We start from the raw sequence: 12,761 nt of genomic DNA, 5'->3' as shown, positions 1-12,761 counted from the left end.
GGCTGAAAAAACTCAGCCCCTCCGGCGTTTGAGGAGCGGGGGTCCAGGGGGCAGAGCCCCCTGGCGGGGTCGAAGGGGCGGAGCCCCTTCAAGGACGGGACGGGGAGGGGCGGCGGGGGCGAGGGAATCGGGGCTCACCCCGGCGCCGGGCGCCCTCGTAGAATCGCCGGGTGAACGCCCCCGTATCCCCGGCAGACGCCCTACGCAGCAGTCTCGCCACCCTCCTCGACGGCCTCCCACCCCGCCAGGCCGCCCAGGCCGTAGACCGGCTGATCGCCAACTACCGGGGCGCCACCCCCACCGACTCCCCGATCCTCCGCGACCGCGCCGACGTGGCCGCCTACGCCGCCTACCGAATGCCCGCCACCTTCGAGGCGGTCCACTCCGCGCTGGAGGCGTTCGCGGCGGCCGTACCGACATGGACCCCCACCAGCCACACCGACGTCGGCGGCGGCACCGGCGCCGCGACCTGGGCCGTCACCGCGACCTGGCCCGGCGAGCGCAGCGTCACCGTGCTGGACTGGGCCGAGCCCGCCCTGGCGACCGGCAAGGAGATCGCCGCCGCCAACCCGGCGTTGAAGGACGCCCGTTGGCAGCGCGCCCGGATCGGCAGCACCCTCACCCTCGACCCCACCGACCTCGTCACCGTCTCCTACGTCCTCAACGAACTCACCGCCCCCGACCGCACCGCCCTCCTCGACACCGTCGCGTCCGCCGCCCAGGCCGTCGTGATCGTCGAACCCGGCACCCCCGACGGCTACACCCGCGTCATCGAGGCCCGCGACCGTCTGATCGCCGCCGGCTTCCACGTCGCCGCCCCCTGCCCGCACAGCGCCGCCTGCCCCATCGTCCCCGGCACGGACTGGTGCCACTTCTCGGCCCGGGTCAGCCGTTCCTCCCTGCACCGCCAGATCAAGGGCGGCTCCCTCGCCTACGAGGACGAGAAGTTCAGCTACGTCGCCGCAACCCGCCTCCCGGTCACCCCGGCCCCCGCCCGCGTCGTACGCAAACCCCAGATCCGCAAGGGCCAGGTACTCCTCGACCTGTGCGAAACCGAGCCCTCCCTGCACCGCACCACGGTCACCAAACGACACGGTGACCTCTACAAGGCGGCCCGCGACGCAGCCTGGGGCGACCCCTGGCCGCCGGAGCTCGACTAGGACGGACCCTCGTCCTCCACTCCTTCATCGGCTTCCCCGAATTCCTCGGCCCCTTCGGCCCCCTCGGCCTGCTTCTGCTGGAACCTGCGCAGCAGCTCCCGTTTCTGGGTCGTGGGGTCCGTTCCTCCGCCGATCGGGCCGGTTCGACCGCCGCCGCGCAGGGCCTTGCGGCTGAGATTCCGGCGCGCTCCGCCGACTCCCAGCATGTTTCCGGCACCACTTCGAGCCATGGTCGGGCTCCTTTCCAGTCGGTCGTGAAACGATACGTATCGTCTCGACATCGTCAACCCGCTCAGGATCCGGCGAGACGTTGCGTCTTGTCAACCTGATAAATTCGAACCATGGCAGCCCAGAAGTCCGCCCAGCCCGCCCAGCCCGCACCCAACTCCACCCGCCGCAGCGAGCGCTCCCGTCGAGCCATCTACGACGCCGCCCTCGCTCTCGTCGCGGAGGTCGGCTACCCCAGGACCACCATCGAGGGCATCGCCGCCCGTGCAGGCGTCGGCAAGCAGACGATCTACCGGTGGTGGCCGTCGAAGGCCGAGGTGCTGATGGAAGCGTTCCTCGACCTCGGGGAACAGGCCGCGCAGGCCGCGGGGCAGGAGCCGTACGCCATCCCGGACACCGGAGACCTCGCCGCCGACCTCAAGGCCGTACTGCGCGCCACCGTCGACGAGTTGACGGACCCCCGCTTCGACGCCCCGTCCCGCGCCCTCGCCGCCGAGGGCCTGGTCAACGAGCAGCTCGGCCGGGAGTACGTGGCCAAGCTCCTCCTGCCCTCGCTCCAGCTCTACGTCGACCGGCTGCGCTCGGCACAGGAGGCCGGCCAGGTGCGCCCCGACCTCGACCCGCGCATCGCGCTCGAACTCTTCGTCTCGCCGCTGGCCCAGCGCTGGCTCCAGCACACGGGCCCGATCTCGTACGAGTACACCGACACCCTCGTCGACTACGCCCTGCACGGCCTCGCCCCGCGCTGAGCTCCCTGCGCCGGGCATGCTCCGCGAGGCGCGTAAATACCGCTAAAGCACCCCATGACCCTTGATCCAGGTGCCGTGTACGCCTCGCCCCACCTACCCCGGTTGTCCGCTACGGCCCCCCGGAGCGCAGGATGGTGGGACCATAGGGCATGCTGTTCCGCACGACAGCGAGGCGAGGGGATAGATGAGCGCGGAGTTGGGCGGCCGGACCGGCCTGCAGGGCAAACTCTCCCAGTGGCTGCGGGGACGCCGTCCGAAGGAGGCCGCCGACGACGGTGGCCGGGAGGCCCTGCTGCTCGCCGCCGCCGCGACAGGACTGCCTCTCTCGCCCGCCGCGCACCCGGCCGGCTACCGATGTTCCTGTGACCGGGTCGGATGTCCCACCCCCGCCCGGCACCCCGTGTCCTTCGCCTGGCAGACGCAGTCCACCACCGACCGCGCCCAGATCGAGCGCTGGGCCCGCCACCAGCCCGAGGCCAACTTCATCACCGCGACCGGCATGGTGCACGACGTCCTCGACGTACCGGTCGAGGCCGGGCGCGAGGCGCTGGAGCGGCTGCTCGCCGCCGGTGTCGAGGTCGGCCCCGTCGCCGAGAGCGACGACGGCCGCCTGCTGTTCTTCACCCTCACCCGCGGCACCCCCGAGGACGAGGACGAGTGGTGGCCCTGCGAGCTGGACTGCCACCCCGAGACCATGGACGAACATCCCGGACTGCGCTGGCACTGCCGCGGGTCCTATGTCCTCGTACCGCCCGCGAGGCTGCCCGGCGACGGCCAGAGCGTGCACTGGGTGCGCGGGCTCGAACACCCGCTGCCCGACCCGCTGACCCTGCTGGAAACCCTCACCGACGCCTGCGCCCGCCACGCCGGCCAGGAGCCCGACCACGTCTCCGCGGCCTGGCCCCTGCGCCGCTGAGGCACCGCAGCGCGGCGCGCTACTCGCCCTTCGCCGACGTCAGGCCCTGGGTCCGGCCGATGACCTGCACCTTGCCCGAGCCCTTCGGGTCCAGGGCGAGTTCGTTGGAGATGATCTCCATCGTCAGCGACTGCTTTATCTCGCCCTTCGTCAGCGCCTCCACCGCCTTGCCCGGCGAGGGGACGTTGGTGCCCGCATACGCCGTCCGCTTCTCGTAGTAGCGCGTGGTGAAGAACACCAGCGCGCTGCCGTCCACGGTGCGCAGCGCCAGCGGGGCGTAGTCGCCGCTCGTCAGCGGCTCGTCGATGAACTGGCTGACCAGGCCCGGCCGCTTGGCGGCCTTCTCCCGGTCGGCACGCCACGCGCTGGTGTGGCGGCCGGGCGCGAAGACGCCCTTGCCGTCCTTGAGATAGGCGGCGTACGACTTGCTCAAGTCCCCGGGCGGCACGGCCAGTTCGGTCGAGTTCGCGGGGACGGCCTCGGCCCAGCCGTCCTTGTCGGTCTTGAACTTCGGCAGGTCGCCGGGCGCCACCAGCGTCAGATACGTCCCCTCCCACGGCTCGTCCAGGCCGCCGCGGGTGAACACGAAGATCCAGCGCGCGTTGCCGAACTTGTTGCCGGCCGCGTCGGCCAGGAACCAGCGTGGCCAGCCTGCCTTCTTCGGGATCGTGTAGTTGACGTCCGACAACTCCAGCGGGGTGTGCGCCGCGTTGCCGCCGGGACTGACCGCCTTGCCCGCCTTCAGCCGGGCACTGTCGATGTCGCTCAGGGCGCCGGTGACGTAATCGGCGTCGAGCGAACTGTCGTACGCCTTGTCCGCCTTGTTGTACGCGGCTGTGAACTGCTGGAGGGCCTTGGCGGCCTCCGCCTTGGTGGCCGAGGGGAGTACTTCCTTCTCCCCGTGGACGACCACGCATCCGCTCGCCGTCAACGACAAAGCGGTCACGGAAGCCGCTATCAGTGCGCTCCGGTCAAGCCTGCGGAGCCTTCGAGGGCCGCGATCCCTGCTCATCAGGTGCCTTCACCTTCCCCTTCCCGGAGGCGAACCCTACCGGGGCCAGGAACAGCGCGAGCGTCGGGATCAGGTACAGCAGCCACACTGTGACCTGGAGGACGGTCGGGTCCGGCTGGAAGTTGAAGATGCCCTTCAGCAGGGTGCCGTACCAACTGGACGGATCGATGGTGTCGCTGATGTCGAAGGCGCGGTTTGTCAGGCCGGGCAGCCAGCGCGCCTCCTGCAGGTCGTGGAAGCCGTACGCCAGCACACCCGCCGCCACGACGACCAGCATGCCGCCGGTCCAGGTGAAGAACTTGGCGAGGTTGATGCGCAGCGCGCCGCGGTAGAACAGCCAGCCCAGCACGATGGCCGTGGCGATGCCGAGGGCGACGCCGATCAGCGGGCGCGGCGTGCCGTCGCCGGCCGCGCGCACCGACGCCCACACGAACAGGGCCGTCTCCAGGCCCTCCCGGCCGACCGCCAGGAACGCGGTCGCGACCAGCGCGCCCGTGCCCATCTGGAGCGCTGTGTCCAGCTTGCCGTGCAGCTCCGCCTTGAGGTGCCGGGCGGTGCGGCGCATCCAGAACACCATCCACGTCACCAGGCCGACCGCCAGCAGCGACAGGGAGCCGCCGAGCGCCTCCTGTGCCTCGAACGTCAGCTCCTGGGAGCCGAATTCGAGCGCGCAGCCGAAGCCGAGCGCGAGGGCGACCGCGACGCCGATGCCGATCCAGATGGGCTTCAGCGCGTCCCGGCGGTCCGTCTTGACCAGGTAGGCGATGAGGATGCAGACGACGAGGCTGGCTTCCAGCCCTTCGCGCAGGCCGATCAGATAGTTGGAGAACACGTGCTCACGCCTCCTTGGAGAACAGCGTCCGGCCCCACCAGTCGTCCTTGTCGCGGACGCCGGGCGGGACCGCGTAGATCGCCGAACCCACATGTTGGATGTACTCGTTGAGCACGTCGATGGCCAGGCTGCGCTGGATCGGGATGAAGCCCTTGCGGACGTCCTTCTGGTACGCCAGGAAGAACAGGCCCGCGTCCAGGCGGCCCAGGCCGTCGGTGCCGTCGGTGAAGGAGTAGCCGCGGCGCAGGATCGTCGCCCCGTCGTTGGAGTCGGGGTGCGCGAGCCGCACGTGCGCCTCGGGCTTCATCGCCTTCAGGAACGGCTCGTCGCGCTCCTTGGCCTTGCCGACCGGGGCGCCCTCGCCCTTGTCGCGGCCGATGATGTCCTCCTGCTCCTGCAGGGAGGTGCGATCCCAGGTCTCGATGTGCATACGGATGCGGCGGGCGACCAGATAGGAGCCGCCGACCATCCAGTCCGGGCCGGCCTTCTCGTCCACCCACACGAACTTCTTCAGCCGGTCCGTCTCCGTCCCGGCGATGTTGCGGGTGCCGTCCTTGAAGCCCATGAGGTTGCGCGGGGTCTGCTCCTCGGGCGTCGTGGACGAGGTCTTCCCGAAGCCGAGTTGGGACCACTTGATGACGACCTTGCCGAAGCCGATCCGGGCCAGGTTGCGGATCGCGTGCACGGCGACCTGCGGGTCGTCGGCGCACGCCTGGACGCACAGGTCGCCGCCGCTGCGGTTCTTGTCGAGGTTGTCGCCGGCGAACTGAGGCAGGTCGACGAGCGCCTCCGGCCGCTGGTCCGCCAGCCCGAACTTCTCGAACAGCGACGGACCGAATCCGATGGTGAGCGTCAGCCGCGACGGCTTCAGCCCCAGCGCCTCACCGGTGTCGTCCGGTGGTGCCTCGGGCAGACCGCCGAACCCGCCCTCGCCGACGGCCTGCCCCGCGGTCATCCGGCGCGCGGCCGCCGTCCAGTCCTTCAGCATCTGCACGAACTCGGCGCGGTCGTCGGTCTTCACGTCGAACGCGGCGAAGTGCAGCCGGTCCTGCACCGGGGTGGCGATGCCGGCCTGCTGTGCGCCATGGAAGGGAATCGCGGCGCCCGTCTCGGAGGCGGCCGGATCCAGGTCGTCGCCCGTGCGGGTCATCGCCACGGCACCGCCGGCCGCGACGGCACCGAGCGCGAGCCCGGCACCGCCCCAGCCGATCAGCGAACGGCGCGAGGGCGCGGGCGTGGTGGCCTCCGGCGTAGGGGCCGCCTCCGGTGTGGTGGCCTCGGAGGAGTTCGTGTCCGTCATGGTTGCGTCCCCTACTTCACGACGGCGGCAGCAAGCTTGGAGAGCGGCTCGGCGAGCGAGTTCACCGCGTCCGAGAGCTCCTTGCGGTCGGCCTCGCCGACCTTGTCGTACGAGGTGAAGTCATACGACGACTTGTCGGCGCGGTACTTGTCGAGCAGCGTGTTCAGTGCGGCGAACTGCTTGTCCAGCTCGGTGGTCAGCGCCTTGTCGTTCTCCTGCGCCACCGGCTTGAGCAGTTCGTACGACTTCTGCGCGCCCTCGACGTTGGCCTTGAAGTCGACCAGGTCGGTGTGCGAGTAGCGCTCCTCCTCGCCGGTGACCTTGCCGGTGGCGACCTCGTCGAGGAGTTCCTTGGCGCCGTTGCCCATGGAGGTCGGGGTGATCTCGGCCTTGCCGACCCGCTTCTGCCAGTCCTTCAGGTCGGTGATGAGCTGGTCGGCGAGGGTCTTGTCCTCAGCGGTGATCTTCTTGTCCTGCCAGAGGGACTTCTCCAGCCGGTGCCAGCCGGTCCACTTCTGGCCGCCCTTCAGACCGTCCGCGCGCAGGTCGACCTTCGGGTCGATGTCGCCGAAGGACTCGGCGACCGGCTCGGTGCGCTCCCAGCCGATGCGGGAGGGGGCGTAGGCCTTCTTGGCGGCCTCGATGTCGCCGTCCTTCACCGCCTTGGCGAACGCCTCGGCGAGCGGCAGGGTCTCGTCGGCCTGCTGCTGCGCGTAGGCACGGTACGCGGCAACGGCCTTGTCCAGCCGCGGATCGCGCTTGGCGGTCGTGCCCTTGCCGGTGGCCTTGACGGCCTGCCGGATGCCGTCGCCCTTCATGCCGGGCTTGCAGGCGATGGTGTAGTCGCCCGCCTTCACCTCGGCGGTGACGGTCTGCTTGGTGCCGGGGCCTATGTTCTCCCGCTCGGTGACGATGCGGTCGTCCGGGAAGAGGACGTAGACCTCGGTGACCTTGGAGCCCTTGTTCTCGATGGCGAGCTCGATGTGCCCAGCCGGGAACTCCTTCTTCGACACCTCACACTTGTCGTCGGTCGCGGTCACGTTGATGACCCCGTCACCGCCGTCCGAACTGCCTTTCTCGGTGCAGCCGGTGACGGCGGTCAGAGCCGCCGCGGTGGCTATGGCGGTGATGACGGACAGTCTGACGGCTCGCATGAAGGCTCCAGGAGATGGCCGAAAAGGTGCGTGACAGACCTCACATTGAACCAAGGTGAGGCTTGCCTAACGCAGATAAGGATCGCCTAAGTGGCCAAAAACAATCCCATAGAAGAGTCAAAGGAACGTCAAAGATTCCGTAGTGGCGTCACCAGTAGCCCTCCCGTTCGAGGGTGCGAAAGCACTTCGACGGGCTGGTCGTACACCTCCGACAGCAGCCGCTCGGAGAAGACCTCGGCGGGCGGCCCCTCCGCCGCGACCCGCCCGCCGCGCAGGACGGCGACCCGATGCGCGTAGGCCGCCGCGAGCCCCAGATCGTGGAGTACGACCACCACCGCGTCCCCGGCCCGCGCCCGCTCCCGGCACACCCGCAGCACCAACTCCTGGTGCTTGAGGTCGAGGGCCGCGGTCGGCTCGTCGAGCAGCAGCAGCGGCGCCCGCTGGGCCAGCACCCGGGCGAGCGCGACCCGGGCCCGCTCGCCACCGCTGAGCGCGGAGAACGGCCGCAGCGCGAAGTCGGTCACCTCGGTGGCGGCCATGGCTTCGGCGACGGCCGCGTCGTCGTCCTCCATGCCGAGGGAGGCCCAGGGCGCACGGCCCATCCGGACGACCTCCTCGACCGTGAAGGGAAAAGAGAGGGCCGCCGACTGCGGCAGCACCGCACGGCGAAGGGCGAGTTCGGGGGCGGACCAGTCGCTCGCCGGGCGGCCGTGGATCCGTACGGCCCCCTCGGCGGCCGGTAGGTCGGCGGCCAGCGCGCTCAACAGGGTGGACTTTCCAGCACCGTTGGGCCCGACGAGAGCGAGTACTTCACCGGCCCGGACGGTGACGGAGACGCCGGTCAGCACCTCGCGCACACCGAGACGAACGTGCAGCGACTCGGCGGCGGCGAGGATGTCGCCGGGTTCGGAGGGGGCTGGGGCAGTGGGGCGAGGGCGGAGCAGTCTCACGGAGGGTCCTTGTCGAGAAGGGGACTGGAGAACCAAAGGGGCGCGGGGCTGTGGTCGATTTGCGGCTCCGCCGCGTGGGCGCTACCAGCCCCCACTCACCCGCACCCGGCATACGACCCTCAGGCCCACCCCCCTTGCCGCCGCCGAGTCCGACGCAGCAGCCAGAAAAAGAACGGGCTGCCCAGCAGAGCCGTAAGCACACCGAGCGGCAACTCCGCGGGCGCCGCCACGGTCCGCGCAGCGAGATCCGCCGCGAGCAACACCACCGCCCCACCCAGTGCGCTGCCGGGAATGAGGAACCGGTGCCCGGGCCCCGCGGCCATCCGCAGCAGGTGCGGCACGACGAGGCCGATGAACCCGATGACGCCGGAGACGCTGACCGCGGCCGCCGTCAGCAGGGCGACGACCAGGATCAGCGCGATCCGCATCCGCTCCACGTCCACCCCCAGATGCCGGGCGGGCCGGTCGCCGAGCGCGAGCAGGTCCAGGCGGCGCGCGTACAGAGGGGCCACCACCAGGCCCAGGGCCGCGCAGGGCAGGACCGCCGTCACCTTGGGCCAGGTGGACTGGGCGAGGGAGCCGAGCTGCCAGAAGGTGATCTGGTTCACCGCGGCGGTGTCGGCGAGGAAGATGAACAGGCCGATGAGCGCCCCGGCGAAGGCGTTGACCGCGATGCCCATGAGGATCAGGGTCACGACCTCCGTACGGCCGCCCGAGCGGGACATCACGTACACCAGCAGCACCGTGCCGAGACCGGCGACGAAGGCCATCGCGGGGAGGGTCCAGTTGCCGAGGAAGGTCAGCCCGAGCGAGATGGCGGCCACCGCTCCGACCGCCGCGCCCAGGGAGACGCCGATGGTGCTCGGTTCGGCCAGCGGATTGCCGAACACGCCCTGCATCAGCGCGCCGGCACAGCCCAGCGAGGCCCCGATGAGCAGCGCGAGCACGATCCGAGGGAGGCGGACGTTCCACAACACGGACTCGGCGACCCGGTCCAACTCCCCGCCGCCGAGCCCGACTCGGTGCTGCACGGAGGCGAGGACGTCCCCGACCGGGGTCGGGTAGGCGCCGATGCCGGCGGCGACCGGGACGAGGGCGAGGAGGGCGACGCTCATGCCGACGGTCAGCAGCCAGGCGGCGGTGTGCCGTCTGCGGGGCGGCGGCGCCGCGGCCACGGCTTCGGGCGCGGCCTTCTCCAGCACGGTCATGCCGTATCCCCCTCTTACGCTTTCCGGTGGGCAAAGCTTAGGTTAGCCTTACCTTCACTCGCCACCGTCCGCTGGTGACCGTCAGGCACCGGCGGGGTGCGCAGGCGTAAGACTGTCCCCATGGACAGGGGGCACAGGGAACTGCTGGGGCCGACAAGGCTCGTGCTGAACGTAGAGGGCCGTACCGGCCCGCCGGTGTTGCGCTTCGAGACGGTGGGCGACGGCCGGATGCTGCTGCGGCAGGGAGAGCGGCCTCTCTTGCTGGGCCGGTCGGTGGGCGAGGGCTGTTGCCCGGAGCTGTATCTGCACCGCCTCGACGGCTACCGCTCGCCTTTGCCGCCGGTGCGTTCGGCGGCCATGCGCTCGTCCGTCAACTGGCCGCATCAGTACGCCCGTTGGCTGGAGGGGGCGGACGGGACCCCCTTGGCGGACGGCCGCTGGGAGCTGGCCCGGCGGACCGTCTTCGAACCGGGCGTCTGGAGCGAGGACTTCGTACGGGACTGGCCGACCGGTCGGCTGGAGCTGTACTGCGGTGGCGGCTGGCACGGAGTCCTCCCGCTGCGCCCGCTCTCCCCACCGGATGCCGGGCGGGTGAAGGCGTACCGCAAGCACGCCCGCGAGGGCACCCTCGCGCCCGTCCTGCTGTGGCGGGTGGCCTTCCTGGACGGCTGGCTGATCCTCGACGGCCACGACCGGGCGGTGGCGGCGCTGGCGGAGGAGCGGACGCCGGAGTGCGTGGAGTTGAGCCGGGTGGCCGACGAGGACAGCTGGCGGCGGGTGGCCGAAGAGGTGACCGAAGGACACCAGCACCGCATGCGACAGCTGGCGGCACGCCCCGATGATCCGGCTACGCAACGCCAACGGGCCACCCTGGAACGGGCGTACGCCGACACGATCGCCTCGTTGCCCTACGACGGACTCCGCACCCCCTTCCTCCCCCTCCCCGGCGGAGCCGCCACCTGGGACGACCTCGCCGCCCGCGTGATGTTTCAATTCCCCCGTGACTGACTACGACGTCCTCCGCGTCTTCTGCGGGCCGAGGGGCGGATACGGCAACGAACTCGGCGTCGTCCGCGAAGGCTCGGTGATCCCCGAGCGGGGCGAGCGGCAGGCGTTCGCCGCGAAGCTAGGCTTCAGTGAGACCGTGTTCGTGGACGACCCCGAGCGCGGGGGCATCGACATCTACACGCCGACCCTGCGCCTGCCCTTCGCCGGTCACCCCTGCGTCGGTACGGCCTGGCTGCTCGACGTGCCCGAACTGGTCACACCCGCGGGCGTGGTGGGCGCGCGGCTGGACGGGGAGTTCAGCTGGATCGAGGCGCGGGCGCAGTGGGCCCCGCCGCGCACCCTGCGGCAGTACGCGACGCCGGCCGAAGTGGATGACCTGGACGTACCGCCACCGGGTGAGTGGATCTACGCCTGGGCGTGGGAGGACGAGGCGGCCGGACGCATCCGGGCCCGCGGCTTCCCCGGCCGGGACGACGGCATCGAGGAGGACGAGGCGACCGGCGCGGCGGCGCTGCTGCTCACCGACCGCCTGGGGCGCGCCCTCAACATCACACAGGGAGCCGGGTCCCAGATCCTCACGGCACCGCAGCCGGGAGGGTGGGTCGAGGTCGGCGGGCGCGTGGTGCTGGAGCGCTGACACCTGGTGCGGACCGCCGGATGCCGCCACACTGGGCCCGTTGTCGGGGCGGGCGCTGGGGGGAACCGGTGGACGGCTGGGTCGCGCTGCTGTTGGTCGTCGTCGTGGGCGGATTCCTCGCGTGGTACGCCCACTATCCGTTTCTCCCGAGCAAGTGGCGGTACGCCTGGCCCGACTCCAAGCACCGCCCGCAGCGGCAGGCGCTGGCCAAGGCGCGCCGAGCTCGGCGGACGGGGAGGGACACGGCCGACCGCATCGTCGCGGATGCCGAACGCGGCTTCGCGGACGGCATCGAACCCCTCCAACGGCGTGTTCAGGAGCTGGGCAGGGCGCGGGAGGAGCTGCACCGGCAGGGCCCGGACCAAGAGGTGAAGCCGGAGCTGTGGCTGTGGCCGCTGGGACTCCTCGAGCACGAGCTGCTGTTTCTGAAGGAGGAGGCCGCCGAGGGGCAGGCCGAGCCCCGGAAAGTGGTCGGTGAGCGGTTGCCGCTGGACGGCCTCACCGTAAAACTCGAGCACTCCCAGGACTACGTCTACATCCGGGTGACCGTGCCGGACGGCACCAGGCGGAGTCAGCCGTACCCACGGCACCAGGAGGTCGCCGCGGACGCCCTGGTCGAGGCGATCCACAACCAGGTGGTGCGGCACGAGGAGTCCCGCCGGGACCTGCAGCGCCGCGACGCCGACCTCGTCGCCGAGATCGGGCGGGCCGAGGCCGCCCTGGCGAAGGCCGAGGAGGCGGGCCGTCCCGAGCTCGACGAGGCCAAGGAGCGCGCTCGTACCGAACGAGCGCGCGCCGATGCCGTCCTGCGTGCCGCGCGGGACACCTGGAAGACGGACGCCGGTGGCCTTCGGCCCTGGCGGTGAGAGAGGCGTCGCCGGGCTTCACGCCGACAGCGGGAACTCCTCGCCCAACGCCCGGAACACCGCCGTGTTCAGTGCGAACGCCCTCTTGCACTCCGCCACGATCCGCTGCTTCTCCAGGTCGTCCGCGTGCACCGCGTCCAGCAGTTCGCGGTAACTCCGCTTGAACGCCGCCGGGTTGGAGATCTCCTCGAAGACGTAGAAGCGGACCCCGTCGCCCTTGCGTGCGAAACCCCAGGTCTTCTCCGCCTTGGCGCGGATGATCTGGCCGCCGGAGAGGTCGCCGAGGTAGCGGGTGTAGTGGTGGGCGACATAGCCGGCCGGCCAGCCCTGGGCGCACTCCCGTACCCGGTCCGCGTAGGCCCGCGTCGCCGGCAGCGCCGACACTCCCGCCCGCCAGTTCGGGCCCCGCAGATGCGCCAGGTCCCGCTCCAGTGACGCCAGCCGGAACAGCTCCGGCTGGATGAACGGACCGGTCACCGGATCCGACGCCAGCCGCTCGGTGCCGGTCTCCAGCGCCTCGTACACGAACCACAGCTGCTCGGTGTAGCGGGCGTACGCGTCGACGCCGAGCCGTCCGCCGAGCAGGTCGCTCATGAACGTCGAGGTCTCGGCCTCGACGTGCTGCTCATGGGACGCGGTGCGGATGAGTGTCGAGAAGGACTCCATGGGGCACATCCTCTAAGGTAAGGCTTACCTAAGTCAATGGGTTGCCGACACCCTGTCGGTAAAAGCGTACAAGAG

General features: G+C 70.8%; 14 protein-coding genes. 6 read left to right on the top strand and 8 right to left on the bottom strand.

The genetic code is table 11. The features are described 5' to 3' along the window. Positions 1 to 170 precede the first annotated feature (170 nt). Positions 171 to 1,160 (top strand): small ribosomal subunit Rsm22 family protein, encoded by a 990-nt coding sequence (locus EHO50_RS42495; RefSeq protein WP_128437240.1) that lies wholly within the window; start codon positions 171 to 173, stop codon positions 1,158 to 1,160. Here EHO50_RS42495 and EHO50_RS42490 read toward each other — a convergent pair. Next, the gene (locus tag EHO50_RS42490; RefSeq protein WP_220096500.1) at positions 1,157 to 1,390 is read right to left on the bottom strand and encodes a DUF6243 family protein; all 234 of its coding nucleotides are present in this window, start codon (positions 1,388 to 1,390) and stop codon (positions 1,157 to 1,159) included. The genes EHO50_RS42495 and EHO50_RS42490 overlap by 4 nt on opposite strands. Positions 1,391 to 1,501: 111 nt before the next feature. Between EHO50_RS42490 and EHO50_RS42485 the strand changes: the two genes are divergently transcribed. Both EHO50_RS42485 and EHO50_RS42480 read left to right on the top strand, forming a co-directional pair. Then, positions 1,502 to 2,137 (top strand): TetR/AcrR family transcriptional regulator, encoded by a 636-nt coding sequence (locus EHO50_RS42485; RefSeq protein WP_128437239.1) that lies wholly within the window; start codon positions 1,502 to 1,504, stop codon positions 2,135 to 2,137. Positions 2,138 to 2,321: 184 nt separating this feature from the next. After that, positions 2,322 to 3,053, top strand: a complete 732-nt coding sequence (locus EHO50_RS42480; protein WP_128437238.1) for a bifunctional DNA primase/polymerase — start codon at positions 2,322 to 2,324, stop codon at positions 3,051 to 3,053. 19 nt (positions 3,054 to 3,072) lie between these two features. Here EHO50_RS42480 and EHO50_RS42475 read toward each other — a convergent pair whose 3' ends face one another. The 6 genes from EHO50_RS42475 to EHO50_RS42450 form a co-directional block, all read right to left on the bottom strand. Then, positions 3,073 to 4,065, bottom strand: coding sequence for an SCO2278 family lipoprotein (locus EHO50_RS42475; protein ID WP_128437237.1), 993 nt, complete (start codon positions 4,063 to 4,065; stop codon positions 3,073 to 3,075). Continuing rightward, a complete protein-coding gene (gene efeU / locus EHO50_RS42470) occupies positions 4,025 to 4,897 on the bottom strand; it encodes an iron uptake transporter permease EfeU (protein ID WP_128437236.1) in 873 nt (290 codons plus the stop codon). Before efeU ends, EHO50_RS42475 begins: the two co-directional genes overlap by 41 nt. Positions 4,898 to 4,901: 4 nt before the next feature. Then, the gene (gene efeB, locus EHO50_RS42465) at positions 4,902 to 6,197 is read right to left on the bottom strand and encodes an iron uptake transporter deferrochelatase/peroxidase subunit (protein WP_128437235.1); all 1,296 of its coding nucleotides are present in this window, start codon (positions 6,195 to 6,197) and stop codon (positions 4,902 to 4,904) included. 11 nt (positions 6,198 to 6,208) lie between these two features. Beyond that, entirely contained in the window at positions 6,209 to 7,351 is a 1,143-nt protein-coding gene (gene efeO, locus EHO50_RS42460; protein ID WP_128437234.1) for an iron uptake system protein EfeO, read from the bottom strand. Positions 7,352 to 7,479: 128 nt separating this feature from the next. Then, positions 7,480 to 8,301 (bottom strand): heme ABC transporter ATP-binding protein, encoded by an 822-nt coding sequence (locus EHO50_RS42455; protein WP_128437233.1) that lies wholly within the window; start codon positions 8,299 to 8,301, stop codon positions 7,480 to 7,482. Between the two features lie 119 nt (positions 8,302 to 8,420). Next, the gene (locus EHO50_RS42450) at positions 8,421 to 9,509 is read right to left on the bottom strand and encodes a FecCD family ABC transporter permease (protein ID WP_128437232.1); all 1,089 of its coding nucleotides are present in this window, start codon (positions 9,507 to 9,509) and stop codon (positions 8,421 to 8,423) included. A gap of 120 nt (positions 9,510 to 9,629) precedes the next feature. On the opposite strand from EHO50_RS42450, the gene EHO50_RS42445 reads away from it, so the two are divergent. From EHO50_RS42445 to EHO50_RS42435, 3 genes are all read left to right on the top strand, one after another. Then, positions 9,630 to 10,517 carry a nitrogenase-stabilizing/protective NifW family protein gene (locus tag EHO50_RS42445; RefSeq protein WP_128437231.1) on the top strand — a complete coding sequence of 296 codons (888 nt, stop codon included), beginning with the start codon at positions 9,630 to 9,632 and terminating at the stop codon, positions 10,515 to 10,517. Continuing rightward, the gene (locus EHO50_RS42440) at positions 10,510 to 11,154 is read left to right on the top strand and encodes a PhzF family phenazine biosynthesis protein (protein ID WP_128437230.1); all 645 of its coding nucleotides are present in this window, start codon (positions 10,510 to 10,512) and stop codon (positions 11,152 to 11,154) included. The genes EHO50_RS42445 and EHO50_RS42440 overlap by 8 nt, the downstream gene beginning before the upstream one ends. Before the next feature lie 68 nt (positions 11,155 to 11,222). Further along, positions 11,223 to 12,020, top strand: coding sequence for a hypothetical protein (locus EHO50_RS42435; RefSeq protein WP_128437229.1), 798 nt, complete (start codon positions 11,223 to 11,225; stop codon positions 12,018 to 12,020). An 18-nt stretch (positions 12,021 to 12,038) separates the two neighbouring features. Here the strand turns inward: EHO50_RS42435 and EHO50_RS42430 are convergent, their stop codons facing one another. Continuing rightward, the gene (locus EHO50_RS42430) at positions 12,039 to 12,686 is read right to left on the bottom strand and encodes a biliverdin-producing heme oxygenase (RefSeq protein WP_128437228.1); all 648 of its coding nucleotides are present in this window, start codon (positions 12,684 to 12,686) and stop codon (positions 12,039 to 12,041) included. Positions 12,687 to 12,761: the final 75 nt, after the last annotated feature.

The organism is Streptomyces cyaneus (assembly GCF_004028635.1).
Classification (GTDB): domain Bacteria; phylum Actinomycetota; class Actinomycetes; order Streptomycetales; family Streptomycetaceae; genus Streptomyces; species Streptomyces cyaneus.
Note: the sequence above shows the minus strand (reverse complement) of the source record. Positions and strands in the feature narration are given on the sequence as shown.